We start from the raw sequence: 25,080 nt of genomic DNA on the forward strand, positions 1-25,080 counted from the left end.
ACAGTTGGAAGGGCAAGGATGAGGTTGCTTCGCTGGAGGATTCGATCAGAATTACTGCTTCCAACATTGGTCGCGAGCAGTTTGAGCTGACTATCAGCAAGGCACTGGTCGTCGCCAATGATGGTCACGATGTAGTGGCGTCTTATTGGGGCGAGCGGGCAGAGGAAGGCGGGGTGAGTACTTCCGAACCGTTGAACTTATGGGTGGGCGCGCCAAGGCCGGTGTCGAGGATAGACATTTCGACGATGCAGCTCGGCACTGATTGGGAGATGTTTGTCTATTACAACGGTACCGAGCTGTTCCGACCAGGCGAGGCGCCCAGCGGCTCTTATGCAACCCGCCAGGGTAAAGGGGGTGTGCCACCGCTGACGTATCGCTCCAGTGCGCCGGAAATTGCCCGAGTTGACCAGGACAGTGGTTTGGTCGAATCCTTTGGTATTGGTCGTGCGACCATAACCGTGGGAAGACGCGTTGGGCCAGACGGCTGATTATGAGGTAGTCGTCAGCAATGTCGTTCAGTTTGTGCTGCTGGCGGAGGGGACCTTTACGCAAGGGCAGGAGCTGAGGTTTGGACACGACTTTTTCTTTAACGTACGTTATTTCGGCTGGGATGGACTTGAATCACTCGGCCTGTGCAAACGGTACTGGAGCGGAACGGCGGCACGCTATCCAAACACAGGAATGGTGGTTGATTTCAGTTTGTTCCGCCAGCTAGTGATAGGGCGCCTTTCGGTACCCGGTTGCCGGCCCTCGGTCCACGCTGACTAGATGTGTCAACCTGCATGAATGCGGTTGCATCCTCACCGTATTCGTGCAGGTTCCTGACCGGTTTCGCTCAATCGTAGATCACCCGCTTCTTCCAGGTCTCTTCGTCATCGGTCTTGAGCCCCTGGGTCAGTTCGTTCTGCTCGTTCTCAGCCGGCTCCATCTTTTCCAGTACCTGGGCATTGGCCCGGGCCAGCAGTTTCTCCAGGTAGGTCAGCTGCTCTTCATAGGCCTTCGGCTCCGGCTGCTTGCGCAGGTACTGCACGCCGCGCTCGAAGGCCAGGCGCGCCTGGCCCGGCTGGCCGTTCTGCAGCGCCTGCTGACCCAGGTTGTTGAAGAACTCGATATGCAGCAGTACCAGAATATGGCGAATCTCCCTGACCCAGTGCTTGGCCTCGGGGGTGGGCAGGAAGCCCTCCTGGGCGGCGCGGGTCACCTGGCTGTGCAGTGCCTCCAGCAGAAAGCGCACGTCCTTGGCCTTGACCTCGGTCTGGATCGGGCTGGGCGGGTTGTTCACCGGAATCCTGCTGCCCTGGGCAATCAGCCCCTCCAGTTCGGCGATGCGCGCCCTCAACCCGGCGTTGTGCTTGTCCAGCCCCAGCTGGCGCTGGTTGAGGTTGAGTTCCAGGCGGGTCAGCAGCAGCTTCAGCGCCGGGGTCATGAACTGGCCGGGGAAGGTTTCGGTGATTTCGCCACAACGGCGCAGGCGGTCGGCCAGCTCGACTTTGAGCCGGGCGCGCTCGAGCTTGTTGTTCTCGACGACATTGTTGAGGTAGCCGATCACGATCAGCAACGCGATACCCGCCACGATGAGCAGGGTGATCAAAAGTGGTGTCACCGTTATTGCCTCGTTGAAGAAGAATCACACCCTTGAGTGTAGTGAGTTCGCCTGGGGACGAACAGCCGCCTTGTCCTCTGCCGGCGCACTTCGCGGGCAGGCTTTCTTTATATCGGCCGCCGCCTGCGGATCTGCACCCCGCACCCGGAAGTCGTTGATTTAAATAAATTTCTACAAAGGGGTTGACGCCTCTACGAAGCCTCCATAGAATGCGCGCCACTTGCAGCGTAAAGCACACAGCGAAACGCGGCAGGCAGTGAAAGCAGGCAGCGATGCCAGCAGCGTGTCCCCTTCGTCTAGTGGCCTAGGACACCGCCCTTTCACGGCGGTAACAGGGGTTCGAGTCCCCTAGGGGACGCCAAATTGCGGGAATAGCTCAGTTGGTAGAGCACGACCTTGCCAAGGTCGGGGTCGCGAGTTCGAGTCTCGTTTCCCGCTCCAGTTTCTCCGGCAGCGCTTAACGGCGGGGCAGGAAAAGAAAATCCAGGCTGAATCGTGAGGTTCATGTTCTGGTGCACTGAAAAGTGCTGTGTGTCCCCTTCGTCTAGTGGCCTAGGACACCGCCCTTTCACGGCGGTAACAGGGGTTCGAGTCCCCTAGGGGACGCCAAACGCGGGAATAGCTCAGTTGGTAGAGCACGACCTTGCCAAGGTCGGGGTCGCGAGTTCGAGTCTCGTTTCCCGCTCCAGTTTAAATACTGTGGCGTTCGCACGGTGCAGTGGTGGTAAAGGTCGTAAAGGCGCTTCACGCCGATTAGCGGTACGGTTTCAAATTGCGGGAATAGCTCAGTTGGTAGAGCACGACCTTGCCAAGGTCGGGGTCGCGAGTTCGAGTCTCGTTTCCCGCTCCAATTCAGAAAACGCCATCTCTTGTGAGGTGGCGTTTTTTTTCGCCTCTCGAAAATGCTGCGGGTAAACAGGCCGCGCATGTTTCATCGCAGCCTGGCGTTGCGGTCAGTGTGTGCTGGCGGGGCCTTGCTGGGCGCCCAGCAACTGCTTTTCCAGGTTCCAGTCAAACGGCTCGCCGGCCTGCTCGGCTTCGTAGCGGCGTTCTTCCAGCTGTTGGTACAGCTCCAGTTCTTCGTCAGGCATGAAGTGCAGGCAGTCGCCGGCAAAGAACCACAGCAGGTCGCGGGGCACCAGGTGGGCGATCTGCGGGTAACGCTGGATCACCTGGCAGATCAGGTCCTGGCCCAGGTACTGGCTTTCCAGCGGGTCTTGCGGCAGCAGGGCCAGCAGTTCGTCGAAGCGTTCGAGGAACAGGGCGTGGCTTTCCTCCGGTACCTGATCCGCTTCACCCAGGGCAACCAGGATGGTGCGCAGGTGGTTCAGCAGTTGCAGGTGGTATTCCAGATGGGGGTTGGCCATGGTGGCGGTCCTCGGTGTGGTCGAAACGGGCGCGGAGTATACGCGGGTTGGGGAAGGAGCCGCAAAGCGGCCCCCAGGGTTAGTGAAGGTCAGCGAACCTTGCCCGGCTCCGCGAGCAGCTGCGCCTTGTCGAAGGCATCGACATCGATCACTGCGCGGCGCGCCTGTTCCGCTGCATGCAGGCGTTGCCCTTCGCCGGGCTGCAGCATGCCGCTGTCGACGGCGGCATCGATGGTCGACTGGCCGGGTACAGGTTGCACCTTGCCGTCCTTGATCGCCTGATGCAGCGCCTTGTACAGCGGGGCGGCCTCGTCCAGCAAGTCGCTGGCGCGTTGCAGCGCCGCCACCGGGTCGCCGGCGCCCTCTGGCCTGAAGCAGCCGGCAAGCAATTCCTCCAGTGCCGGGTCGCCTTTGTGGCGGCCGATCAGCGCGGCAACCTCGGCATCCAGCTCGTCGCTCGGCCCGGTATGGCGACGGCCGAAGGGGAACACCAGTACCCGCAGCGCACAGCCGACAAAACGGTTGGGGAAGTTGTCGAGCAGGCGGTCCAGGGCCTTTTCCGCCTGCCCCAGGCTTTCTTCCATGGCCCAGCGCAGCAGCGGCTGCATGTGCTCCGGCGAGCCCAGGTCGTGATAACGCTTGAGCGCGGCGCTGGACAGGTACAGGTAGCTCAGCACATCCCCCAGCCGTGCGCTCAGACGCTCGCGGCGCTTGAGTGCGCCACCCAGCAGCATCATCGACAAGTCTGCCAGCAGCGCAAACGCTGCGGCCTGGCGGTTCAAGGCGCGGAAGTAGCCTTGGCTCAGGGCGTCCCCCGGCACGCTTTCCAGGCGCCCCAGCCCGAGGTTGAGCACCAGCGTGCTGGCCGCATTGCCGGCAGCGAACATGATGTGTTGCATCAGCAGGTCGTCGAATTCCTGCAATGCCTGGTCGCGGTCCTCACGCCCGGCCAGGGCCATTTCCCTGAGCACGAACGGGTGGCAGCGGATGGCACCCTGGCCAAAGATCATCAGGTTGCGCGAAAGGATGTTGGCACCCTCTACCGTGATGAAGATCGGCGCACCTTGCCAATTGCGCCCCAGGTAGTTGTTGGGGCCCATGATGATGCCCTTGCCGCCGTGCACGTCCATGGCGTGCTGGATGCATTCGCGACCGCGCTCGGTCAGGTGATACTTGAGGATCGCCGACAGCACCGAGGGCTTCTCGCCCAGGTCGACCGCCTTGGCGGTCAGCAGGCGCGCGCTGTCCATCAGCCAGGCGTTGCCACCGATGCGCGCCAGCGATTCCTGGATACCCTCGAAGGCCGCCAGCGGCACATTGAACTGCTCGCGGATGTTGGCGTACTGGCCGGTGACCAGGCTGGTGTACTTGGCCGCGCCGGTGCCCACCGCGGGCAGGGAGATGGAGCGGCCGACCGACAGGCAGTTCATCAGCATCATCCAGCCCTTGCCGAGCATGGCCTGGCCACCGATCAGGAAGCTCAGCGGCACGAACACATCCTTGCCGCTGTTGGGGCCGTTCATGAACGCGGCGCCCAGTGGCAGGTGGCGCTTGCCAATGTCCACGCCGGGGGTGTCGGTCGGGATCAGCGCCAGGCTGATGCCCAGTTCTTCCTGTTCACCCAGCAGATGGTCCGGATCGTAGGCCTTGAAAGCAAGGCCCAGCAGGGTAGCCACCGGGCCCAAGGTGATGTAGCGCTTTTCCCAGTTCAGGCGCAGGCCGAGTACCTCTTCACCCTGCCATTGACCCTTGCAGACCACGCCGCTGTCGGGCATGGCGCCGGCGTCGGAGCCGGCCAGCGGGCCGGTCAGGGCGAAGCAGGGAATTTCCTCGCCGCGGGCCAGGCGCGGCAGGTAGTGGTTGCGTTGCTCGTCGGTCCCGTAGTGCAGCAGCAGTTCGGCAGGGCCGAGGGAGTTGGGCACCATCACCGTGGACGCCAGGTCGCCGCTGCGGGTCGCCAGTTTCATCGCCACCTGGGAGTGGGCGTAGGCCGAGAAACCTTTGCCGCCATATTCCTTGGGGATGATCAGGGCGAAGAACCCATGCTGCTTGATATGCGCCCAGGCTTCGGGCGGCAGGTCCATGTCCTGGCCAATTTGCCAGTCGCTGACCATGGCACACAGTTGTTCCGTCGGGCCGTCGATGAAGGCCTGTTCTTCTTCGCTCAGCTGCGGTGCCGGGTAGGCAAGCAGGGTGCGCCAGTCGGGGCGGCCGCTGAACAGCTCGCCGTCCCACCACACGGTGCCGGCGTCGATCGCTTCACGCTCGGTCTGCGACATTGGCGGCAAGGTGCGCTGGAACCAGCCGAACACCGGGCCGGTGAGGACCTTGCGGCGCCATTGCGGCAGCGCCACCAGGGCAATTTTCAGCGCCAGCACGATCCACAACAGGGCCAGCAGCCAGCCGGGGGCACTGCTGAAAATGCCCATCAGCAGCACGTAGGCGGCCATGATGCCAAGAATCTGCAAGGGCGCCAGGCGCCGGTGCGTAAGGTATGCCGCGCCGACCACCAGTACCACCAACCACAACAGCAACATAATCGGTCCTCCTTGGAACCAGGGGCTTGAGCCGTCCCGCTCAGCTTAGACGCAACGCTGTGGACGACAGGGTCAGAACAGTGACAAGGGTGGGACACCGGGAGTTTCAGTGCGCCTGGTCCTGTGCCGGCGATTGGGCCGGTACAGGTGACGAAAGTCTGGAGTAGACTGTGCCACCTCCGCATTTCATAAGGACGTTGCCATGCTGAAGATCTGGGGCCGCAAGAATTCGAGCAATGTGCGCAAGGCGCTGTGGATTGCCCACGAGCTGGGCCTGGCGTTCGAATCCATCGACGCCGGTGGCGCTTTCGGCGTGGTCAATGAGCCGCATTACCGGGCCCGTAACCCCAACGGCCTGGTGCCAATGCTCGAAGACGGTGACCTGACCCTTTGGGAATCCAATACCATCGTCCGCTACCTGTGCGCCGAATACGGCGCGGAGCAGGGCTGGTATCTCCAGGACCCACGCCAGCGCGCCCTGGCCGACAAGTGGATGGACTGGACCACCTCGTCCTTCGCCGGCCCGTTCCGCCCGTTGTTCTGGGGCCTGCTGCGCACCCCGGAAGACCAGCGTGACTGGGTGGCAATCAACGCTGCGCACAAGCAATGCGCCGCATTGCTGGCCATCGCCGACGAGACCCTGGCCAAACAGCCGTACCTGTCCGGCGAGCGCATCGGCATGGGCGACATTCCGCTGGGCAGCTTCATCTACGCCTGGTTCGAGATGCCCATCGAGCGCCCGGCCATGCATCACCTGCAGGCCTGGTACGAGCGCCTCAAGGCACGCCCGGCCTACCAGGCGGCGGTGATGACAGCGCTGACCTGATCGAACACCACGCATGCTTCGATAGTCATTATCAATACATGTGACTGTACTTGTGCGGCCGGGCCAAGCACCATTGGCCGCACTCACTGCGCCAGTGACTTTGCCTGGCGTGTCCTGCACCTTTTTTTCTGGTAAGTGACCCGCTATGAGTTCCGCCCTGTCGATCCGACAGCTGACCAAGACCTACGGCAACGGCTTCCAGGCCCTCAAGGGCATCGACCTGGATGTCGCCGAAGGCGACTTCTTCGCCTTGCTCGGCCCCAACGGCGCCGGCAAGTCCACTACCATCGGTATCCTCTCGACCTTGGTGAACAAGACCAGTGGTACGGTCAACGTGTTCGGCCACGACCTCGACCGCGAACCGGCTGCGCTCAAGCGCTGCCTGGGCGTGGTGCCGCAAGAATTCAATTTCAACCAATTCGAGAAGACCTTCGACATCGTCGTGACCCAGGCCGGCTACTACGGCATCCCGCCCAAGCTGGCCAAGGAGCGCGCCGAACAGTACCTGACCCAGCTCGGCCTGTGGGACAAGCGCGACGTGCAGTCGCGTTCGCTGTCCGGCGGCATGAAACGTCGGCTGATGATCGCCCGCGCGCTGATTCACGAGCCGCGCCTGCTGATTCTCGACGAGCCCACCGCCGGCGTGGACATCGAACTGCGCCGCTCGATGTGGAGCTTCCTCACCGAGCTGAACCAGAAAGGCATCACCATCATCCTCACCACCCACTACCTGGAAGAGGCTGAACAGCTGTGCCGCAACATCGGCATCATCGACCACGGCACCATCGTCGAGAACACCAGCATGCGCCAGTTGCTGGGCAAGCTGCATGTCGAAACCTTCGTCCTTGACCTCAAGCACGACCTGGCCGCGGCGCCGGCGCTGCAGGGTTACCCGTGCCGGCTGCTGACCCCGCACACCCTGGAAGTGCAAGTGGACAAGGACATTGGCATCACCGCCTTGTTCGGCCAGCTGGCGCTGCAGAACATCGAGGTCCAGAGCCTGCGTAACAAGACCAACCGACTCGAGGAGCTGTTCGTGTCCCTGGTGGAAAAAAACCTGTCGAAGGTGGCGGTATGAGTGTCGAGCTGCGCACCAACTGGGTCGCCCTGAATACCATCGTCTACCGCGAAGTGCGGCGCTTCCTGCGCATCTGGCCGCAGACCCTGCTGCCGCCAGCGATCACCATGGTCCTGTACTTCGTCATTTTCGGTAACCTGATCGGCCGGCAGATTGGCGACATGGGTGGCTTCAGCTACATGGAGTACATCGTGCCGGGGCTGATCATGATGTCGGTGATCACCAACTCCTACGGCAACGTGGTGTCGAGTTTCTTCGGCAGCAAGTTCCAGCGGTCGATCGAAGAACTGATGGTATCGCCGGTATCACCGCACACCATCCTTGTCGGCTACGTGCTGGGCGGTGTGCTGCGGGGCCTGGCGGTAGGCGTTATCGTGACCTTCCTGTCGTTGTTCTTCACCCACCTGCAGGTGCACCACCTTGGCGTGACCGTGGTCGTGGTGCTGCTGACCGCGACCATCTTCTCGCTGCTGGGCTTCGTCAACGCGGTGTTCGCACGCAACTTCGACGACATCTCGATCATCCCCACCTTCGTGCTGACGCCGCTGACCTACCTGGGCGGGGTGTTCTATTCGATCAACCTGCTGCCGCCGTTCTGGCAGACCGTGTCGCTGGCCAACCCGGTGCTGCACATGGTCAACTCGTTCCGCTACGGCATCCTAGGGGTGTCGGACATCAGCATTGGCACGGCGATTAGCTTCATGCTGGTCGCCACTGCGCTGCTCTACCTGCTGTGCGTTCGCCTGCTGGTCAGCGGCCGCGGCATGCGCGCCTGAACCCCTCAGCTTGCGCCGGCGCCACTGCCGGCCAATCCACCAGCGCCAGTACAGCAGGGTGGTGAAGTAGGCGGCGATGCCGAGCACCACCCCGCACACCACCGAACCCAGCAGGAATGGCTGCCACAGCGTGGCCAGCTGGTCGGTGATCCAGGCGAAGGTCAGCTCGTCGGGCAGGGTGCGTGGCGGGACCTGCATCAGCCAGGCGCCGGTCATGTAGGTGACGAAGAACACCGGTGGCATGGTCAGGGGGTTGGTCAGCCAGACCAGGCTCACAGCGATCGGCAGGTTGCCACGTACCGGAATCGCCAGCGCGGCTGCCAGCAGCATCTGCATGGGGATGGGAATAAGTGCCGCGAACAGGCCCACCCCCATGGCCCGCGCCACCGAGTGCCGGTTCAGGTGCCAGAGGTTCGGGTCGTGCAGCAGCTTGCCGAAAAAGCGTAAGGACTTGTGTTCCCGAATGCTGGTCGGATCCGGCATGTAGCGTTTGAACAGTCGGCGCGGCATGTAGGCTCCCGGAGCGTTGATCCGGGCAGTATGCCCTGATTCCCGTTCAGCCTCGTTTAGAGTTTGTGACAATTGTTGAGCAAGCGCTGCCGGCAATTGGGCTATGCCTCAGAAGGTGATTTCGCTTCTGGAGCTCTACCTCATGCGCACAGGGATGTTTGCGCTCGCGCTCGGGCTGTTGTGCCTGGGCTTCTTACCCGTGTTGCCGTCGGTCGGGTGGCTGGTGCTGCTCGCGCTTGGCGGTGGCCTTTGCCTGTTGACCCGTCTGTGGCCGCTGGGCTGTTTCCTGCTGGGCCTGTGCTGGGCCTGTGGCTCCGCCCAGACGGCCCTGGATGATCGCCTGGCAACCGGGCTGGATGGCCGCACCTTGTGGCTGGAGGGCCGCGTGGTCGGCCTGCCGACGCGCACGGCGCAAGGGGTGCGCTTCGAGCTGCAGGGGGGCCGCTCGCGGCGGGCCGAGCTGCCACAGCGCCTGCAGTTGAGCTGGTTCGATGGGCCAGCGCTGCGCGCGGGCGAGCAATGGCGGCTGGCGGTGACCTTGCAGCGCCCGACCGGCCTGCTCAACCCGCATGGGCCGGACCTGGAGGCCCGGTTGCTGGCGCGGCGGGTCGGGGCCAGCGGTACGGTCAAGGCCGGGCAACGGCTGGCACCGGTTGTCGATGGCTGGCGTGACACCCTGCGCCAACGCCTGCTGGCGGTTGACGCTCATGGCCGCCAGGCAGCGCTGGTAGCCCTGGTGCTCGGCGACGGCTCCGGCCTGCCCCGGCAGGACTGGCAGACGCTGCAGGCCACCGGCACGGTGCACCTGCTGGTGATTTCCGGCCAGCACATCGGGCTGGTCGCCGGCTTGCTGTATGGCCTTGTCGCCGGGCTGGCGCGCTGCGGGCTGTGGCCGACCCGGCTGCCCTGGCTGCCTTGGGCGTGTGGCCTGGCCATGGCCTCGGCGCTGGCCTACGGCTGGCTGGCCGGTGCCGGCGTACCGGTGCAGCGGGCCTGCCTGATGCTGGCCGTGGTGCTGCTCTGGCGTTTGCGCTTTCGTCACCTTGGCGCGACCTTGCCGTTGCTGCTGGCGCTGGTGGCCGTGTTGCTGGTGGAACCGTTGGCCGCGCTGTTGCCCGGTTTCTGGCTGTCGTTCGCGGCCGTGGCCACGCTGGTTTACTGCTTCAGCGCGCGGCTGGGTGGCTGGCGACCCTGGCAGGCCTGGACGCGCGCCCAATGGGTGATTGCCATTGGTTTGCTCCCGGTGCTGCTGGCTACCGGCTTGCCAGTGAGCCTGAGTGCGCCGTTGGCCAACCTTGTGGCAGTGCCGTGGGTCAGCCTGGCGGTGCTGCCGCTGGCGTTGCTGGGGACGTTGCTGCTGCCGCTGGGAGGGGTAGGGGAGGCATTGTTGTGGCTGGCGGGCGGCTTGCTGGACGGGCTGTTCCGGCTGCTGGCGCTGGCGGCGCAGCAGCGCCCCGCGTGGCAGCCGCCAGTTCCACCACTGTGGGCCTGGCTGCTGGTGTGCCTGGGCACTTGGCTGTTGCTGTTGCCCCGAGGTGTGCCGCTGCGTGGCCTGGGTGGGGTCATGCTGCTGGCACTGTGGGTGCCGAGGGCGACAGTGCCGTTCGGGCAGGTCGAAATCTGGCAACTGGATGTCGGCCAGGGCCTGGCGGTGCTGTTGCGCACCCGGCACCACAACCTGCTGTACGACGCCGGTCCGGCCAGGGGCGAAACCGACCTGGGCGAACGGGTGGTGTTGCCTACTCTGCGCAAGCTCGGGGTGGGTAGCCTTGACCTGGTGTTGATCAGTCACGCCCACGCCGACCATGCCGGCGGCGTAGCGGCGATACAACGTGGCTTGCCGGTGCGGCGAACGGTCGGTGGCGAAGCGCTTGAAGGTGTCCCGTTGCAGCCTTGTAGCAGCGGCGAGCAATGGACGTGGGATGGCGTGCGTTTTTCGCTGTGGCGCTGGGCTGACGGGCAGAGCAGCAACGACCGATCCTGCGTGTTGCTGGTTGAGGCGCAGGGCGAGCGCCTGCTGCTGGCGGGTGACATGGAAGCCGCTGCCGAGCAGGCCTGGTTGGCCGCCACCGACACACCCCGTATCGATTGGCTGCAGGCGCCGCACCATGGCAGTCGGAGTTCCTCCAGCGAGGCTTTCATCCGGGCCACGGCGCCGCGCGGGGTACTGGTTTCGCGAGGGCGTAACAACAGCTTTGGGCACCCGCATGCGCAGGTGGTCGAGCGTTATCGGCGGCATGGGGTGGCGGTGCATGACACGGCGGTGGAGGGGGCGTTGCGGTTGGTGTTGGGGCGTCAGGGGGCGGTTGAAAGCGTGCGGGAACAGCGACGGTTTTGGCGGGATTCGGCACGGTAGGGTGCAGTGGCTTGCAGGGGCTTGCCTTTAGATTTTCAGCGCCTGTGATGGCGAGCACCTGTCCGCCCTGATGCCGAACCAAGGCATCCCCCTCTGGCCCCAGCGCCAATTCCCTGACCTCCGGCAGATGAGCCCCCGGCGCGCCTATGGTAGAGTGGCGGCCTTTTTCCGAGGGGGCGTTTACTGTGTGGGAATTGGTCAAGTCCGGTGGTTGGATGATGCTGCCGATCATTCTGAGCTCCATCGCCGCCATGGCTATCGTCGTCGAGCGCCTGTGGACCCTGCGCGCCAGTCGTGTCACCCCGCCGCACCTGCTGGGCCAGGTCTGGATGTGGATCAAGGACAAGCAACTGACCAGTGACAAGCTCAAGGCCCTGCGCGCCGATTCGCCATTGGGCGAAATCCTTGCCGCCGGCCTGGCCAACTCGCGCCATGGCCGCGAAATCATGAAGGAATGCATCGAGGAAGCCGCCTCGCGCGTCATCCACGAACTGGAGCGCTACATCAGCACCCTCGGCACCATTGCCGCCATGGCCCCGCTGCTGGGCCTGCTGGGCACCGTGCTGGGCATGATCGACATCTTCAGCGCCTTTATCGGTTCGCAGATGACCGCCAACGCGGCAGTGCTGGCGGGCGGTATCTCCAAGGCCCTGGTCACCACCGCGGCCGGCCTGATGGTCGGTATCCCGGCGGTGTTCTTCCATCGCTTCCTGCTGCGCCGCATCGATGAGCTGGTGGTGGGCATGGAGCAGGAAGCGATCAAGCTGGTGGAAGTGCTGCAGGGCGACCGTGAAGTGGAAGTGGCCGGAGGCAAGGCGTGAAGTTCCGGCGCAATCGCCAGCGGGAGAACGTCGACATCAACCTGGCGTCGCTGATCGACGTGGTGTTCGTGCTGCTGCTGTTCTTCGTGGTTACCACTACCTTCACCCGCGAGACCCAGCTGCGCGTCGAGCTGCCCGAAGCGACCAGCGCCGAGCCGACGCCGGCCGAGCAGGGCAAGCTGGTGGAAATCACCATCAGCGCCGACGGCGTGTACTCGGTCAACAACCATCTGTTGCCCAAGAGCGACCTGGCCACCCTGAGCGAAGCGATCGAGCGTGAATCAGGCGGCGACAACAAGCTGCCGCTGGCCATCAGCGCCGATGGCAAGACCCCGCACCAGGCTGTAGTCACCGCGATGGATGCCGCCGGCAAGCTCGGCTTCAGCCAGTTGCGCATGACCACGGTCGAGGCGGCCCCGGGCACGCCCTGATGGCCTTCACCGACCGCTTGCTCGCGGCCTGGTACGCCGGGCACCCGGCCCTGGCGCTGCTGCGCCCGCTGGAGGCGCTGTACCGCTGCGTGGTCACCCGCAAGCGGGCGCGTTTCGTGCGTGGCAAAAGCGCCAGCTACCGCGCCCCGGTGCCAGTCATCGTGGTCGGCAATATCACCGTGGGCGGCACTGGCAAGACACCGATGATCCTCTGGCTGATCGAGCACTGCCGCCGGCAGGGGCTCAAGGTCGGCGTGGTCAGCCGTGGCTATGGCGCCAAGCCGCCGCAGCTGCCATGGCGCGTACAGGCCGACCAGCCCGCCGAGCAGGCCGGCGACGAACCGCTGCTGATCGTGCAGCGCAGCGGCGTGCCGCTGGTGATCGACCCCGACCGCTCCCGGGCGGTACAGGCCTTGCTGGCCAGCGAGCCCCTCGACCTGATCCTGTGTGACGACGGCATGCAGCACTATCGACTGGCCCGCGACCTCGAACTGGTGTTGATCGACGCCGCCCGTGGCCTGGGCAACGGCCGCTGCCTGCCGGCGGGGCCGTTGCGCGAGCCGGCCGAGCGCCTGCGTGACGCTGATGCGGTGCTGTTCAACGGTAGCAGCGAAGACCGCGCCGATGGCTTTGGCTTCTGCCTGCAACCGTCCGCCCTGGTCAACTTGCGCACTGGCGAACGCCGCGGGCTCGACCAGTTCCCCGCAGGCCAGCGCCTGCATGCGGTAGCCGGTATCGGCAACCCGCAACGTTTCTTCAATACCCTGCTGGGGCTAAACTGGCAGCCGGTGCCGCATCCCTTTGCCGACCATGCGCGGTTCAGTGCCGAAAGCCTCGCCTTCGCCCCGCCGTTGCCACTGGTCATGACCGAGAAGGACGCGGTGAAATGCCGGGCCTTCGCCGCCGACGACTGGTGGTACCTGGCCGTCGAGGCACAGCCTACGGCGGCTTTCAGCACCTGGTTCGACAATCAGTTGCAATGCTTGCTGCGCAAGCCCTGAGCCCGTTTTCAATTTTCGGCCACCTGGCCTAAAGGAAACCTCCAATGGACACCAAACTGCTCGATATCCTGGCCTGCCCGATCACCAAGGGCCCGCTCAAGCTCAGTGCCGACAAGACCGAGCTGATCAGCAAGGGTGCCGGCCTGGCCTACCCGATCCGCGACGGCATTCCGGTCATGCTGGAAAGCGAGGCACGCACCCTGACCGACGACGAGCGTCTGGACAAATGAGCCTGAACTTCACCGTGGTGATTCCTGCCCGCCTGCGCTCCACGCGCCTGCCGGGCAAGCCGTTGCTGCCGATCGCCGGCAAGCCGATGGTCCAGCATGTGTGGGAACAGGCGCGCAAGAGCAGCGCCGGCCGTGTGGTCATTGCCACTGACGATGCCAGCATCGTCGAGGCCTGCCAGGCCTTTGGCGCCGAGGTGCTGCTGACCCGTGCCGACCACGAATCGGGTACCGACCGCCTAGCCGAGGTGGCCGCGCGCCTGGGCCTGCCGGCCGATGCCATCGTGGTCAACGTGCAGGGCGACGAGCCGCTGATCCCACCGGTAATCATCGATCAGGTGGCAGCCAACCTGGCCGCGCACCCGCAGGCTGGCATCGCTACCCTGGCCGAGCCGATCCATGAGCCGGAAACCGTGTTCAACCCCAATGCGGTCAAGGTGGTCAGTGACAAGCATGGCCTGGCCCTGACCTTCAGCCGCGCACCGCTGCCCTGGGCGCGTGATGCGTTCGCCAGCGATCGTGACCAGCTGCCGGGGAGCGTGCCTTACCGCCGTCACATCGGCATGTACGCCTACCGTGTCGGTTTCCTGCAGGACTTCGTCAGCTGGGGGCCGTGCTGGCTCGAGCAGGCTGAATCGCTGGAGCAGCTGCGGGCCCTGTGGCACGGCGTGCGCATTCATGTCGAGGACGCCATCGAGGCGCCTGCCGTGGGCGTGGATACCCCGCAAGACCTGGAGCGCGTACGGCGCTTGCTGGAGGCCTGATGCGCGTTCTGTTCGTCTGCCTCGGCAACATCTGCCGTTCGCCCACGGCCGAAGCCGTGCTGCGCCATCAATTGCAGGCTGCCGGGCTTGCCGACAAGGTGCAGGTGGCTTCCGCCGGCACGGCTGAGTGGCATGTCGGCAAGGCACCCGACAGCCGTACTTGCAAGGCGGCGCTCGCGCGTGGGTATGACCTGTCGCAGCAGCGCGCCCAGCAGGTCAAGGCGGCGCATTTTGCCGAGTATGACCTGATCCTGGCCATGGACGAGAGCAACCTCAGCCATCTGCGCGCCCTGCGCCCGCACACCGCAACAGGCGAGCTTGACCTGTTCCTGCGCCGCTATGGCGCTGCGCTGGATGAAGTGCCTGACCCGTATTATGGCGACGCCGACGGCTTCGAGCAGGTGCTCGACCTGGTCGAGGCGGCGTGCCAGGCGCTGGTGCTGGAAATCAAGGGGCGGCTATGACACTGCAGTGGCAGGAGCAGGTATCGCTCAAGCCTTACAACACCTTTGGCATCGACGTGAAGGCGCGTTATTTCAGCCCGGCCCATGACGACCAGGAAGTGCGCCAGGCCTTGAGCCAGGCGCAGCAGCACGGCTTGCCGGTGCTGGTGATTGGTGGTGGCAGCAATCTGTTGCTGACCAGGGATATCGACGCCTGGGTATTGCACATGGCCAGTCGTGGCCGGCGCGTGCTCAGTGACGATGGCGAACGCATCGTGGTCGAGGCCGAGGCTGGTGAGCCCTGGCACCCGTTCGTGCAATGGACCTTGGCGCAGGGCTATTGCGGGCTGGAGAACCTCAGCCTGATCCCTGGCACGGTTGGCGCCGCGCCGATGCAGAACGTTGGCGCCTACGGCGTGGAAATCAAGGATGTGTTTGTCGGCCTGACCGCCCTGGACCGCGAGACCGGCGCGCTGCGTGACTTCGGTCTGGCGGAATGTGCGTTCGGGTATCGCGACAGCCTGTTCAAGCGCAACCCTGGGCGCTGGTTGATCCTGCGTGTGCGTTTTGCCTTGAGCCGCACCTTGCACGCCCGCCTGGACTACGGCCCGGTGCGTCAGCGCCTGGCCGAGCAGGGCGTGACCGAGCCGACCGCGCAGGCAATCAGCGAGGCGATCTGCGGCATTCGCCGCGAGAAACTGCCAGACCCGGCAGAGCTGGGCAATGCCGGGAGTTTCTTCAAGAACCCGGTGGTAGCGGCGGCGCAGGTCGAGCGTATTCGGGCGCAGTACCCGGGTGTAGTGGCTTATCCCCAGGCCGACGGGCAGGTCAAGCTGGCAGCCGGCTGGCTGATCGAGCAGGCCGGCTGGAAGGGCTATCGCGAGGGCGATGCCGGGGTGCATCGCCTGCAGTCGCTGGTGCTGGTCAACCATGGCCAGGCGAGCGGGGCGCAGATGCATGCGCTGGCGCGGCGGATCCAGGCCGATATCCTGGAGCGCTTCGGTGTCGAGCTGGAGATGGAGCCAAACCTCTACTGATTCAGTGCCTGGGCTGGCCCTTTCGCGGCTAAAGCCGCTCCCACAGGGACCTCACAGGGCCTGAGGGCAGTGGGGCCCCTGTGGGAGCGGTTTTGCCTGCGAAGAGGCCGGTACAGGAAAAACGCTCAGCCAAGAAAAAGCCCCGCCAGTTCGCACTGGCGGGGCTTTTTCATTCAGCCTTGGCTATCAACCGTGATGAGGCTTTTGCTCATCGGTGGATTCCAGGGCTGGTTCCTCGGCCTTTGCAGCAGCTTCCTGTGCGGCTCTGGCAGCTGCCTCGGCCTCACGCTTGCGGCGACGCACTTCACGTGGGTCGTTCGGTGCGCGGCCGTTGGCCAGCATGACAGTGGCAGGCTCTGCCGCGACAGGGGCTGCGACCGGTGCAGGCTCGACGACCACCGGGGCTGGCTCTGCGCCTGTTACTGCTGGCTGGGCTTCGACAACCGGCACAGGCTGCTCGGCAACCGGGGCGGCTTCGACCACGGCCGGAGCCTGTTCGATTTCACCGGCCTCGACGGCAGGCGCTTCGACCGCTGCTTCGGTAACCACAGGCTCGGCAGCAGGCGCGGTTTCAACCACTGGTTGCGGAGTGACCTCGACCACTGGCTTGGCGCTTGCCTCGACTGCGGCCACAGGCTCGCTGAACGGTTGCTCGACCACAGGTGCCACTGCAACTTCGTCCGCCTTGGCGGCTGCTTCGGCCTGCTCTGCAGGCTGGGCAGCTTCGCTGTTGTCGGTTTCTGCGGTGGCGACTTCAGCGGTAGCCTGCTCAGCCTGCTGGTTGGCCTGGGCTTCGGCTTCGGCGCTGATGTTGCTGCTGGCAACAGCGGCAGTCACGGCCAGGCCGGCGGCCAGCTCGGCACCCAGCTCGGTGGCCTGATGCGCTTGTGGCTGCTCTTCGTGGCCTTCTTCTTCGCTGCCTTCGATCAGCTCGCCATTGACGTTGCGCTGACGCTCACGACGGTTGCTGCGACGACGCTGGCCACGGGAGCGGCGGCGTGGGCGCTCGCCATCGGTGCCTTCCTGGTCGTCCTGCAGCAGCTCCTCGTTCGGCAGTTGCTCTTCGGCCAGCTCGGCAGCCTGCACGGCCGCTTCTTCGGCTGTGCGTGGCTGGCGCTCTTCGCGTGGCGGGCGTGGGGCGCGTTCTTCGCGTGGTGCACGCTCTTCACGTGGAGCACGGTCTTCACGTGGAGCGCGCTCTTCACGCGGAGCACGCTCTTCGCGAGGGGGGCGTTCTTCACGTGGGGCACGCTCTTCGCGAGGGGCGCGCTCTTCACGCGGAGCACGCTCTTCACGTGGTGCGCGTTCCTCACGCGGTGCACGCTCTTCGCGGGCTACACGTTCCTCACGCGGCTGGCGCTCCTCGCGCTCGACCGGGGTGGCGTCCAGCGGCTCACGCAGTTCACGTACGCGCTCTTCGCCACGGTTGCCACGGCGGTCTTCGCGTGGCTGGCGTGGGGCGCGTTCTTCACGCGGTGCACGCTCTTCGCGTGGGGCGCGTTCTTCACGTGGCGCACGCTCTTCGCGCGGTGCACGTTCCTCGCGCGGCTGGCGCTCTTCACGGGGTGCACGCTCGGCACGCTCTTCGCGTGGCTTGCGTTCCTCGTCGCGGCGGCCGTTGCGGTTGCGGCTCTGCTGGCGGCCGTTGCGGCGTTCTTCGTTGCGCGAGCTGCGCTCGGTAGCCGGTTTCTCGGCGGCTGGTGCGACCGGTGCGGCGGCAGGCGCTTCCTTGCCGGCGAACAGGCTGACCAGCGATTTCACCAGGCCCTTGAACAGGCTCGGCTCCGGCGCGCTCGGCGCCGGGGTGGCCGGTGCGGCTGCCTGCGGCTCTTCAACGGCGGTGGGAATCGGCGCATTGGCGCGTGCCGGGGCGGTCTTCACCGCGGCTTCCTGGCGCACCAGGGTGCGGGTCGCGGTTGGCTGCGGCGCTTCTTCGGCTTCGGCTGCGGCGATTTCGTAGCTGGACTGGTTGCTCAGCACTTCCGGGTTGTCGTCGCGCAGGCGCTGGACTTCGAAGTGCGGGGTTTCCAGGTGGTCGTTCGGCAGGATGATGATGCGTGCGCGGGTGCGCAGTTCGATCTTGGTGATCGAGTTGCGCTTCTCGTTGAGCAGGAAGGCGGCTACCGGGATCGGTACCTGGGCACGCACTTCGGCGGTGCGGTCCTTCAGGGCTTCTTCTTCGATCAGGCGCAGGATGGCCAGCGACAGCGACTCGACGTCGCGGATGATGCCGGTACCGGAGCAGCGCGGGCAGACGATGCCGCTGCTTTCGCCCAGCGACGGACGCAGGCGCTGGCGGGACATTTCCAGCAGGCCGAAGCGCGAGATGCGGCCAACCTGGACGCGGGCGCGGTCGGCTTCCAGGCATTCGCGGACGCGTTCTTCCACGGCACGCTGGTTCTTCGCCGGGGTCATGTCGATGAAGTCGATGACGATCAGGCCACCGATGTCACGCAGGCGCAGCTGGCGGGCGATTTCCTCGGCCGCTTCCAGGTTGGTCTGCAGGGCGGTTTCTTCGATGTCGCTGCCTTTGGTCGCACGCGCCGAGTTGATGTCGATGGACACCAGGGCTTCGGTGGGGTCGATCACGATCGAACCGCCGGATGGCAGGTCGACCACGCGCTGGAAGGCGGTCTCGATCTGGCTTTCGATCTGGAAGCGGTTGAACAGCGGCACGCTGTCTTCGTACAGCTTGACCTTGCTGGCGTACTGCGGCATCACCTGGCGGATGAAGGTCAGCGCTTCTTCCTGGGCGTCGATGCTGTCGATCAGCACTTCGCCGATGTCCTGGCGCAGGTAGTCGCGGATGGCGCGGATGATGACGTTGCTTTCCTGGTAGATCAGGAACGGCGCGGCGCGGTCCTGGGACGCTTCCTTGATGGCGGTCCACAGCTGCAGCAGGTAATCGAGGTCCCACTGCATTTCTTCGCTGCTGCGGCCAAGGCCGGCGGTGCGCACGATCAGGCCCATGTCGCCCGGTACGGTCAGGCCGTTCAGGGCTTCGCGCAGTTCGTTGCGTTCCTCGCCTTCGATGCGGCGGGAGATGCCGCCGGCGCGCGGGTTGTTGGGCATCAGCACCAGGTAGCGGCCGGCCAGGCTGATGAAGGTGGTGAGGGCGGCGCCTTTGTTGCCGCGCTCTTCCTTCTCGACCTGGACGATGACTTCCTGGCCTTCGCTCAGCACTTCCTTGATATTGACCCGCCCTTCGGGGGCCTTCTTGAAGTATTCGCGGGAGATTTCTTTCAGCGGCAGGAAGCCGTGACGTTCGGAGCCGAAGTCGACGAAGGCGGCTTCGAGGCTGGGTTCGATGCGGGTGATCTTGCCTTTGTAGATGTTGGCCTTTTTCTGCTCACGCGCGCCGGACTCGATGTCCAGGTCGTAGAGACGTTGGCCGTCCACCAGGGCTACACGCAACTCTTCGGGTTGAGTTGCGTTAATCAGCATTCTTTTCATGTTGTACCGTCGGTTTCCGGGCTGCCGGAAACGGCGTTCGGCACACACGACGTCTCATGGTCGGTGCCAAGGTGCGCAAAGGGTGGCCGGGCCACCCCCGTGTCGAGCAACGTTCGGCACCAGCCGGTTGCCCAGCCTGCCGTTGTCGCGACGACGCGTCCTGTTTGCTGCGGTGCCAACAAGGCCCCGGTGGCTTCGAATTGGAATCCGAATCAACCAAGCGGGCCTTGTGCACTCAGTCAGGAGGAGGAATCAACCGTCAGCCGTGGACGCCCGGAGGCATCTGTTCAGGACCTTATCCGCTCGCCAGCCGTCAGTGGGCTGGTGGCCGGACGCGGTGCTACACGGTCCGAGGGCTGTGCATCTCCACCCTGCACGTATCCCTGATAATTCGGGTGCTGCCGCGCGCTGAATCCGCAACGGGTTGCATTTTTCGCCAGCGCAGGTTCTGCGCTGGCGCCATTCATGTCCAAGGCAGGTATTTCCGAAGCATTCGCCGGGCGTTGCGTGGAAGCGACGGGCGGGCAGAGGTGCAGCGAAAAGAATCGGGTAAGCAGGTGAAACACCGCACTTGTCGTTTTTTTTCGGTCTTCTCTACACGGCGCTGGTGGCGATTCCAGGCAATTCGGTAAACTGGCGAAAACCCCGTAGGACGGCCTCGCGTCCTGGAGAATTGCGTTGGTCAGGGACCGGCTCGGAGCCTGGTGCCACTGGCCTGCCGCTTTTGGCGGCGTTCGCGACTATAGCAGCAATGATTAAGTGCTTCAATTCCATAAAAAATTGTTATGATCCCGCAATGACGACCAATACCCCTCCGACTTCCGGCGTTCAGCTGATCGAAGTCGCGCCGGAACTTGCCGGCCAACGCATCGACAATTTCCTCATCACGGCCCTCAAGGGCGTGCCCAAGACGCTGGTCTATCGCATCCTGCGCAAGGGTGAAGTGCGGGTCAACAAGGGGCGGGTCAAGCCGGAGTACAAGATCCAGGCTGGCGACATCGTGCGGGTACCGCCCGTCCGCCTGCCCGAGCGTGACGAGCCGGCGCCGGTGGCCCAAGGGCTGCTGCAGCGTCTGGAAGCCGCCATCGTCTATGAAGACAAGGCGCTGATCGTGATGAACAAGCCGGCCGGCATCGCCGTGCACGGTGGCAGCGGCCTGAGCTTTGGCGTGATCGAAGCACTGCGCCAGCTGCGCCCGGATGCCAAGGAGCTGGAACTGGTGCATCGCCTGGACCGCGACACCTCCGGCCTGCTGATGATCGCCAAGAAGCGCAGCATGCTGCGCCACCTGCATGCCGCATTGCGCGGCGATGGTGTCGACAAGCGCTACATGGCGCTGGTGCGCGGCCACTGGCCAACGTCGAAGAAGCAGGTCAGCGCGCCGTTGCTCAAGAGCAACCTGCGCTCCGGCGAGCGCATGGTCGAAGTGAACGACGAGGGCAAGGAGGCGTTGACCCTGTTCCGCGTGCTGCGCCGCTTTGGCGAGTTCGCCACCATCGTCGAGGCGCGCCCGATCACCGGCCGTACCCACCAGATTCGCGTGCACACCCTGCATGCCGGGCACATGATCGCCGGCGACAGCAAGTACGGCGACGAAGACTTCAGTCGCGAAATTCGCGAGCTGGGTGGCAAGCGCCTGTTCCTGCATGCCTATGCGCTGACCGTGCCGCTGCCGGACGGTGGCGAGCTGAAGCTCGAGGCGCCGGTGGACGAGGTGTGGGCCAAAACCGTCGAGCGTCTGAGTGCATCCTGACCTATGAAAAAGGGCTATGAGCTACTGATCTTCGACTGGGATGGCACGCTGGCCGATTCCATCGGGCGCATCGTCGAGTCCATGAACGCCGCCGCCGAGCGTGCCGGCGAGGCGCAAAGCAGCGATGAGGCGGTCAAGGGCATCATCGGCCTGGCCCTGGGCGAGGCGATCCACACCCTGTACCCGCACCTGGCGCCTGCGCAAGTCGAAAGCTTCCGTCGGCACTATGCCGACATCTACATGGCCCTGGACCAGCAGCCCTCGCCGCTGTTCGATGGCGTGGTGGAGTCGCTGGATGCCTTCCGTGCCGAGGGTTACCGCCTGGCGGTGGCCACCGGCAAGGCACGTCGCGGGCTGGACCGGGTGCTCAAGGCCAATGGGCTGGAGCAGTTCTTCGACATCACCCGCGCTGCCGACGAGACCCGTGGCAAGCCGCACCCGCGCATGCTCGAGGAGATTCTCGGCCATTGCGCTGTCGAACCGGGGCGCGCGCTGATGGTTGGCGACTCGGCGTTCGACCTGCAGATGGCCAGCAATGCCGGCATGCATTCGGCAGCCGTGGGCTATGGTGCCATGTCGCTGCAGGCGCTGGCCGAGTTCGGGCCGCAGGTGTGCCTCGATCACTTTTCCCAGCTGCGCGAGTGGCTGGGCGGTTCCGCAATCCCTTTTCCAAGGTAGGTAAGCATGGCAGACGAATGGAAAGCCCCTGAGGCCGAACCCGAGGAGCGCGAAGCGCGCAAAAGCTGGCAGTTGCTGGAAAAGACCCTGCTGGCGAACGTTCAGGAACATCGCCGGTCGCGTCGCTGGGGGATCTTCTTCAAGCTGCTGACCTTCGTCTACCTGTTCGGCATCCTCGCGTTGTTCACGCCGCTGATGGACATGGACAAGGCCGCGTCGCGCAGTGTCAGCCACACCGCGCTGGTCGAGGTGCGCGGGATGATTGCCGATCAGGAACCCGCCAGCGCCGACAATATCGTCAAAAGCCTTCGCGAGGCGTTCAAGGACAGCAAGACCAAGGCCGTGGTGATGCGCATCAACAGCCCGGGTGGCAGCCCGGTGCAGGCGGGCTACGTGTATGACGAAATCCGCCGTCTGCGTGCCGAGTACCCGGCCATCAAGCTGTACGCGGTCATTGCAGACCTGGGGGCTTCCGGTGCCTACTACATCGCCAGTGCGGCGGACGAGATCTACGCCGACAAGGCCAGCCTGGTGGGTTCCATCGGGGTGACGGCGGCAGGCTACGGTTTTGTCGGTACCATGGAGAAGCTGGGTGTCGAGCGACGTGCCTATACCTCGGGCGAGCACAAGGCCTTCCTCGACCCGTTCTCGCCGGAAAAACCCGAGGAGACCCGGTTCTGGCAGGGGGTGCTGGATACTACCCACAAGCAATTCATCGCCATGGTCAAGCAGGGGCGTGGCGAGCGCCTGAAGGACAAGGAGCATCCGGAGCTGTTCAGCGGCCTGGTCTGGTCGGGTGAACAGGCCAAGGAGCTGGGGTTGGTCGATGGGCTCGGCAGTGCCAGCTACGTGGCGCGCGAGATCGTCGGCGAGAAAGAGCTGGTAGATTTCACCGTGCAGGAATCGCCGCTCGACCGTTTCTCCAAGCGCGTAGGAGCCAGCGTGGCCGAGCACCTGGCGATGTGGATGGGGTTCCAGGGGCCGCAGTTGCGCTGAACGAGATTGCCGGGGCCGCAACGCGGCCCCAAAGCCTCAAGGGATGACCACGCCTTCCTTGGTCAGCATATCCACCAGCCGAATCAACGGCAGCCCGATCAGGCTGGTCGCATCACACCCGTGCGTGCTCTGGAACAGGCTCACTCCCAGCCCCTCCGCCTTGAAGCTGCCAGCGCAATCCAGCGGCTGTTCTGCCGCCACATAGCGCTCCACCTGCTCGCGGCTCAGTTCACGCAAGGTCACGGTAAACGGCACGCAGTCCACCTGGCATGCTCCCGTGGCGCTGTTCAGCAATGCCAGCCCGGTCAGAAAGCTCACTTGTTGCCCGCTGCACTCCAGCAGTTGCTCGCAGGCGCGCTCGAAGGTATGCGGCTTGCCCAGTACCTGTTCGCCCAGCACCGCAACCTGGTCCGAACCAATGATCAGGTGCGCGGGGTGGCTGCCCGCCAGCGCCTCTGCCTTTTGCCTGGCCAGGCGGCGCACCAGCGCTGCCGCCGGTTCGCCATCCAGGCGCTGTTCGTCTATGTCAGGGCTTGCCCAGGTGAAAGGCAGGCGCAGGCGTGCGAGCAGTTCGCGGCGGTAGGCAGAGCTGGAAGCCAGTAGCAGGGGAAGCATGGTAGACTCCTGAATCGGTTGAACCAAATTCTATCACGCACGATGCCGCCGAATTTCCTTTGACAGGGGCGGGGGGCATCCCTAGAATGCTGCGCCTATGTTGAATGACCCGATTCCACCTCACGTTGACCCGCGCAAATTGGCTGATCGTGGCGTAACCCTCAACGGTTCGCTGCAACTCGCTGATTTGGAAAGACTCTGCGACCCGCTTTCCGACAATGTCGGTACGGTGCAGGCGAAGTTCGATTTTGAACGAGATGAACAGCACGTGGTGGTTATCCACAGCGAGCTGGACGTCGAGGTCAAGATGGTTTGCCAGCGTTGTCTTGAGCTGGTCACCCTGCCGATCCACAGCGAATGCACATACGCCGTGGTGAAGGAGGGTGCGAATACCCAGTCGTTGCCGAAAGGCTATGACGTGCTGGAACTGGGCGAAGATCCATTGGATCTGCAGGCATTGATCGAGGAAGAGCTTCTGCTCGCCTTGCCGATCGTGCCTGCTCACCATCCGGAAGAATGCCAGCAGCCGGCGGGCGCAGACGAGCCCGAATCGAGCAAGGACGAGGTATCGCGGTCCAACCCGTTCAGTGTTTTGGCGCAGTTAAAGCGTGACCCAAACGTTTAGGAGTTAATCAATTATGGCTGTTCAGCAGAACAAAAAATCCCGCTCTGCCCGTGACATGCGCCGTTCGCACGACGCCCTGTCGGAAAACGCGCTGTCGGTAGAGAAAACCACCGGTGAAGTACACCTGCGCCACCACGTTTCGCCAGAAGGCGTATACCGTGGTCGCAAAGTGATCGACAAGGGCGCTGACGAGTAATCCTTGTCCGCTCAGATCATCGCGATCGACGCAATGGGCGGGGACTTCGGTCCCCGCAGCATTGTCCAGGCTAGCATTGCCTGCCTTTCGGCTACTCCCTCGTTGCACCTGACCCTCGTCGGTCAACCCTCCCTCCTTGAAGATCTTGTCAGCGGCCTTGCGGCTGCGGATCGCGCGCGCCTGCAGATCGTGGCCGCCAGCGAGGTGGTCGGCATGGACGAGCGGCCCTCCCAGGCGTTGCGCGGCAAGCCCGATTCGTCGATGCGCATTGCTCTCGAACTGGTGCGCGACGGCAAGGCCCAGGCTTGCGTCAGTGCTGGCAACACTGGCGCGCTGATGGCACTGTCGCGGTTTGTGCTCAAGACCCTGCCGGGGATCGATCGGCCTGCCATGGTGGCGGCGATCCCGACCCAGTCTGGCTATTGCCAACTGCTCGACCTGGGGGCCAACGTCGACTGCAGCGCCGAAAACCTCTATCAGTTCGCCGTGATGGGCTCGGTGGCCGCGCAGGCGTTGGGTGTGCACAGGCCGCGTGTGGCGCTACTGAACATCGGTACCGAAGACATCAAGGGCAACCAGCAGGTCAAGTTGGCGGCCAGCCTGCTGCAGAACGCTCGCGGGCTCAACTACGTAGGCTTCGTCGAAGGCGATGGGTTGTATCGCGGCGAGGCCGATGTGGTGGTCTGCGACGGGTTCGTTGGCAACATCCTGCTCAAGTCCAGCGAAGGCTTGGCAACCATGATCGGTGCACGCATCGAGCAGTTGTTCAAGGGTGGCCTGTTGTCGCGCGCCGCTGGCGCCATGGCGATGCCGCTGCTCAAGCGCCTGCAGGCCGATCTGGCGCCGGCGCGGCACAATGGCGCGAGCTTCCTCGGGTTGCAGGGCATCGTCATCAAGAGCCATGGTTCAGCGGGCGTGCAGGGCTTCCAGAGTGCCATCCAGCGGGCGTTGATCGAGATCCAGGAAAACCTGCCGCAGCGCTTGCAC

Annotated in this window: 23 protein-coding genes, 5 tRNA genes and 1 pseudogene; 23 read left to right on the forward strand and 6 right to left on the reverse strand. The window is 64.4% G+C overall.

The annotated features are described in order from the left end of the window. Window positions 1-488, forward strand: a pseudogene (locus tag ACLEJP_RS24850) (hypothetical protein); the annotation flags it as partial. A 347-nt stretch (window positions 489-835) separates the two neighbouring features. Here the strand turns inward: ACLEJP_RS24850 and ACLEJP_RS24855 are convergent. Beyond that, on the reverse strand, window positions 836-1,603 hold the full coding sequence (locus ACLEJP_RS24855) for a hypothetical protein (protein ID WP_440810719.1): 768 nt from the start codon (window positions 1,601-1,603) through the stop codon (window positions 836-838). A 285-nt stretch (window positions 1,604-1,888) separates the two neighbouring features. Between ACLEJP_RS24855 and ACLEJP_RS24860 the strand changes: the two genes are divergently transcribed. The 5 genes from ACLEJP_RS24860 to ACLEJP_RS24880 all read left to right on the forward strand — a co-directional run bounded on the left by ACLEJP_RS24860 (window position 1,889) and on the right by ACLEJP_RS24880 (window position 2,453). Then, window positions 1,889-1,964 (forward strand) — tRNA-Glu (locus tag ACLEJP_RS24860). A 4-nt stretch (window positions 1,965-1,968) separates the two neighbouring features. After that, window positions 1,969-2,044: transfer RNA gene (locus ACLEJP_RS24865), tRNA-Gly, on the forward strand. Between the two features lie 92 nt (window positions 2,045-2,136). After that, window positions 2,137-2,212: transfer RNA gene (locus ACLEJP_RS24870), tRNA-Glu, on the forward strand. Between the two features lie 3 nt (window positions 2,213-2,215). Then, a tRNA-Gly gene (locus ACLEJP_RS24875) sits at window positions 2,216-2,291 on the forward strand. An 86-nt stretch (window positions 2,292-2,377) separates the two neighbouring features. Continuing rightward, window positions 2,378-2,453 (forward strand) — tRNA-Gly (locus ACLEJP_RS24880). 103 nt (window positions 2,454-2,556) lie between these two features. On the opposite strand, the gene ACLEJP_RS24885 is transcribed toward ACLEJP_RS24880, so the two are convergent. Both ACLEJP_RS24885 and ACLEJP_RS24890 read right to left on the reverse strand, forming a co-directional pair. After that, a complete protein-coding gene (locus ACLEJP_RS24885) occupies window positions 2,557-2,970 on the reverse strand; it encodes a PA2817 family protein (RefSeq protein ID WP_225776856.1) in 414 nt (137 codons plus the stop codon). Window positions 2,971-3,059: 89 nt separating this feature from the next. After that, a complete protein-coding gene (locus ACLEJP_RS24890) occupies window positions 3,060-5,507 on the reverse strand; it encodes an acyl-CoA dehydrogenase (protein WP_440810722.1) in 2,448 nt (815 codons plus the stop codon). 202 nt (window positions 5,508-5,709) lie between these two features. Here ACLEJP_RS24890 and ACLEJP_RS24895 point away from each other — a divergent pair, with 202 nt between their 5' ends. From ACLEJP_RS24895 to ACLEJP_RS24905, 3 genes are all read left to right on the forward strand, one after another. Next, window positions 5,710-6,333 carry a glutathione S-transferase gene (locus tag ACLEJP_RS24895; protein ID WP_440810724.1) on the forward strand — a complete coding sequence of 208 codons (624 nt, stop codon included), beginning with the start codon at window positions 5,710-5,712 and terminating at the stop codon, window positions 6,331-6,333. Window positions 6,334-6,478: 145 nt separating this feature from the next. Beyond that, window positions 6,479-7,411, forward strand: coding sequence for an ABC transporter ATP-binding protein (locus tag ACLEJP_RS24900; protein WP_225776859.1), 933 nt, complete (start codon window positions 6,479-6,481; stop codon window positions 7,409-7,411). After that, window positions 7,408-8,187, forward strand: coding sequence for an ABC transporter permease (locus ACLEJP_RS24905; RefSeq protein WP_225776860.1), 780 nt, complete (start codon window positions 7,408-7,410; stop codon window positions 8,185-8,187). Before ACLEJP_RS24900 ends, ACLEJP_RS24905 begins: the two co-directional genes overlap by 4 nt. Here the strand turns inward: ACLEJP_RS24905 and ACLEJP_RS24910 are convergent. Beyond that, the gene (locus tag ACLEJP_RS24910; RefSeq protein WP_440810727.1) at window positions 8,071-8,697 is read right to left on the reverse strand and encodes a DUF2062 domain-containing protein; all 627 of its coding nucleotides are present in this window, start codon (window positions 8,695-8,697) and stop codon (window positions 8,071-8,073) included. The genes ACLEJP_RS24905 and ACLEJP_RS24910 overlap by 117 nt on opposite strands. Before the next feature lie 142 nt (window positions 8,698-8,839). On the opposite strand from ACLEJP_RS24910, the gene ACLEJP_RS24915 reads away from it, so the two are divergent. From ACLEJP_RS24915 to murB, 8 genes are all read left to right on the forward strand, one after another. Further along, entirely contained in the window at window positions 8,840-11,053 is a 2,214-nt protein-coding gene (locus tag ACLEJP_RS24915; protein WP_440810729.1) for a DNA internalization-related competence protein ComEC/Rec2, read from the forward strand. A gap of 185 nt (window positions 11,054-11,238) precedes the next feature. Continuing rightward, window positions 11,239-11,874, forward strand: a complete 636-nt coding sequence (locus tag ACLEJP_RS24920) for a MotA/TolQ/ExbB proton channel family protein (protein WP_170028901.1) — start codon at window positions 11,239-11,241, stop codon at window positions 11,872-11,874. Further along, window positions 11,871-12,305 (forward strand): ExbD/TolR family protein, encoded by a 435-nt coding sequence (locus tag ACLEJP_RS24925; protein ID WP_225776863.1) that lies wholly within the window; start codon window positions 11,871-11,873, stop codon window positions 12,303-12,305. Before ACLEJP_RS24920 ends, ACLEJP_RS24925 begins: the two co-directional genes overlap by 4 nt. After that, window positions 12,305-13,306: a tetraacyldisaccharide 4'-kinase gene (gene lpxK, locus ACLEJP_RS24930; protein ID WP_440810731.1), complete on the forward strand. Its 1,002-nt coding sequence runs from the start codon at window positions 12,305-12,307 to the stop codon at window positions 13,304-13,306. Before ACLEJP_RS24925 ends, lpxK begins: the two co-directional genes overlap by 1 nt. 44 nt (window positions 13,307-13,350) lie before the next feature. After that, entirely contained in the window at window positions 13,351-13,536 is a 186-nt protein-coding gene (locus tag ACLEJP_RS24935) for a Trm112 family protein (RefSeq protein WP_003247142.1), read from the forward strand. Continuing rightward, a complete protein-coding gene (gene kdsB / locus ACLEJP_RS24940) occupies window positions 13,533-14,297 on the forward strand; it encodes a 3-deoxy-manno-octulosonate cytidylyltransferase (RefSeq protein ID WP_440810733.1) in 765 nt (254 codons plus the stop codon). Before ACLEJP_RS24935 ends, kdsB begins: the two co-directional genes overlap by 4 nt. Next, window positions 14,297-14,761 (forward strand): low molecular weight protein-tyrosine-phosphatase, encoded by a 465-nt coding sequence (locus ACLEJP_RS24945; RefSeq protein WP_440810735.1) that lies wholly within the window; start codon window positions 14,297-14,299, stop codon window positions 14,759-14,761. Before kdsB ends, ACLEJP_RS24945 begins: the two co-directional genes overlap by 1 nt. Continuing rightward, the gene (murB, locus tag ACLEJP_RS24950) at window positions 14,758-15,777 is read left to right on the forward strand and encodes a UDP-N-acetylmuramate dehydrogenase (protein ID WP_440810737.1); all 1,020 of its coding nucleotides are present in this window, start codon (window positions 14,758-14,760) and stop codon (window positions 15,775-15,777) included. The genes ACLEJP_RS24945 and murB overlap by 4 nt, the downstream gene beginning before the upstream one ends. 186 nt (window positions 15,778-15,963) lie before the next feature. Here murB and rne read toward each other — a convergent pair whose 3' ends face one another. Beyond that, on the reverse strand, window positions 15,964-19,230 hold the full coding sequence (rne, locus tag ACLEJP_RS24955; RefSeq protein ID WP_440810739.1) for a ribonuclease E: 3,267 nt from the start codon (window positions 19,228-19,230) through the stop codon (window positions 15,964-15,966). Between the two features lie 796 nt (window positions 19,231-20,026). Here rne and rluC point away from each other — a divergent pair. From rluC to ACLEJP_RS24970, 3 genes are read left to right on the forward strand one after another with little or no spacing between them, the layout of a single operon-like run. Then, on the forward strand, window positions 20,027-20,983 hold the full coding sequence (rluC, locus tag ACLEJP_RS24960; protein ID WP_063911715.1) for a 23S rRNA pseudouridine(955/2504/2580) synthase RluC: 957 nt from the start codon (window positions 20,027-20,029) through the stop codon (window positions 20,981-20,983). A gap of 3 nt (window positions 20,984-20,986) precedes the next feature. Next, the gene (locus ACLEJP_RS24965; protein ID WP_440810742.1) at window positions 20,987-21,661 is read left to right on the forward strand and encodes an HAD family hydrolase; all 675 of its coding nucleotides are present in this window, start codon (window positions 20,987-20,989) and stop codon (window positions 21,659-21,661) included. A 6-nt stretch (window positions 21,662-21,667) separates the two neighbouring features. Next, window positions 21,668-22,657, forward strand: coding sequence for a S49 family peptidase (locus tag ACLEJP_RS24970; protein ID WP_225776870.1), 990 nt, complete (start codon window positions 21,668-21,670; stop codon window positions 22,655-22,657). 36 nt (window positions 22,658-22,693) lie between these two features. Here the strand turns inward: ACLEJP_RS24970 and ACLEJP_RS24975 are convergent, their stop codons facing one another. Further along, window positions 22,694-23,272, reverse strand: a complete 579-nt coding sequence (locus ACLEJP_RS24975; RefSeq protein ID WP_440810744.1) for a Maf family protein — start codon at window positions 23,270-23,272, stop codon at window positions 22,694-22,696. A 97-nt stretch (window positions 23,273-23,369) separates the two neighbouring features. On the opposite strand from ACLEJP_RS24975, the gene ACLEJP_RS24980 reads away from it, so the two are divergent. From ACLEJP_RS24980 to plsX, 3 genes are all read left to right on the forward strand, one after another. Beyond that, window positions 23,370-23,897 carry a YceD family protein gene (locus ACLEJP_RS24980; RefSeq protein ID WP_012313431.1) on the forward strand — a complete coding sequence of 176 codons (528 nt, stop codon included), beginning with the start codon at window positions 23,370-23,372 and terminating at the stop codon, window positions 23,895-23,897. A gap of 13 nt (window positions 23,898-23,910) precedes the next feature. Further along, window positions 23,911-24,093, forward strand: a complete 183-nt coding sequence (rpmF, locus tag ACLEJP_RS24985; RefSeq protein WP_010223221.1) for a 50S ribosomal protein L32 — start codon at window positions 23,911-23,913, stop codon at window positions 24,091-24,093. Between the two features lie 3 nt (window positions 24,094-24,096). Beyond that, window positions 24,097-25,080, forward strand: a 984-nt coding sequence (gene plsX, locus ACLEJP_RS24990) for a phosphate acyltransferase PlsX (RefSeq protein ID WP_440810747.1), incomplete at its 3' end; no start/stop codon positions are given.

Source organism: Pseudomonas sp. SMV7, from assembly GCF_052041995.1.
GTDB lineage: Bacteria > Pseudomonadota > Gammaproteobacteria > Pseudomonadales > Pseudomonadaceae > Aquipseudomonas.

What these genes read in the sequence shown, in the direction of transcription:
- ACLEJP_RS24885 (WP_225776856.1), bottom strand. Translation starts at nt 2,970, where the DNA reads ATGGCCAACCCCCATCTGGAATACCACCTGCAACTGCTGAACCACCTG.
- ACLEJP_RS24890 (WP_440810722.1), bottom strand. Translation starts at nt 5,507, where the DNA reads ATGTTGCTGTTGTGGTTGGTGGTACTGGTGGTCGGCGCGGCATACCTT.
- ACLEJP_RS24895 (WP_440810724.1), top strand. Translation starts at nt 5,710, where the DNA reads ATGCTGAAGATCTGGGGCCGCAAGAATTCGAGCAATGTGCGCAAGGCG.
- ACLEJP_RS24900 (WP_225776859.1), top strand. Translation starts at nt 6,479, where the DNA reads ATGAGTTCCGCCCTGTCGATCCGACAGCTGACCAAGACCTACGGCAAC.
- ACLEJP_RS24905 (WP_225776860.1), top strand. Translation starts at nt 7,408, where the DNA reads ATGAGTGTCGAGCTGCGCACCAACTGGGTCGCCCTGAATACCATCGTC.
- ACLEJP_RS24910 (WP_440810727.1), bottom strand. Translation starts at nt 8,697, where the DNA reads ATGCCGCGCCGACTGTTCAAACGCTACATGCCGGATCCGACCAGCATT.
- ACLEJP_RS24915 (WP_440810729.1), top strand. Translation starts at nt 8,840, where the DNA reads ATGCGCACAGGGATGTTTGCGCTCGCGCTCGGGCTGTTGTGCCTGGGC.
- lpxK (WP_440810731.1), top strand. Translation starts at nt 12,305, where the DNA reads ATGGCCTTCACCGACCGCTTGCTCGCGGCCTGGTACGCCGGGCACCCG.
- ACLEJP_RS24935 (WP_003247142.1), top strand. Translation starts at nt 13,351, where the DNA reads ATGGACACCAAACTGCTCGATATCCTGGCCTGCCCGATCACCAAGGGC.
- kdsB (WP_440810733.1), top strand. Translation starts at nt 13,533, where the DNA reads ATGAGCCTGAACTTCACCGTGGTGATTCCTGCCCGCCTGCGCTCCACG.
- ACLEJP_RS24945 (WP_440810735.1), top strand. Translation starts at nt 14,297, where the DNA reads ATGCGCGTTCTGTTCGTCTGCCTCGGCAACATCTGCCGTTCGCCCACG.
- murB (WP_440810737.1), top strand. Translation starts at nt 14,758, where the DNA reads ATGACACTGCAGTGGCAGGAGCAGGTATCGCTCAAGCCTTACAACACC.
- rne (WP_440810739.1), bottom strand. Translation starts at nt 19,230, where the DNA reads ATGAAAAGAATGCTGATTAACGCAACTCAACCCGAAGAGTTGCGTGTA.
- rluC (WP_063911715.1), top strand. Translation starts at nt 20,027, where the DNA reads ATGACGACCAATACCCCTCCGACTTCCGGCGTTCAGCTGATCGAAGTC.
- ACLEJP_RS24965 (WP_440810742.1), top strand. Translation starts at nt 20,987, where the DNA reads ATGAAAAAGGGCTATGAGCTACTGATCTTCGACTGGGATGGCACGCTG.
- ACLEJP_RS24970 (WP_225776870.1), top strand. Translation starts at nt 21,668, where the DNA reads ATGGCAGACGAATGGAAAGCCCCTGAGGCCGAACCCGAGGAGCGCGAA.
- ACLEJP_RS24975 (WP_440810744.1), bottom strand. Translation starts at nt 23,272, where the DNA reads ATGCTTCCCCTGCTACTGGCTTCCAGCTCTGCCTACCGCCGCGAACTG.
- ACLEJP_RS24980 (WP_012313431.1), top strand. Translation starts at nt 23,370, where the DNA reads ATGTTGAATGACCCGATTCCACCTCACGTTGACCCGCGCAAATTGGCT.
- rpmF (WP_010223221.1), top strand. Translation starts at nt 23,911, where the DNA reads ATGGCTGTTCAGCAGAACAAAAAATCCCGCTCTGCCCGTGACATGCGC.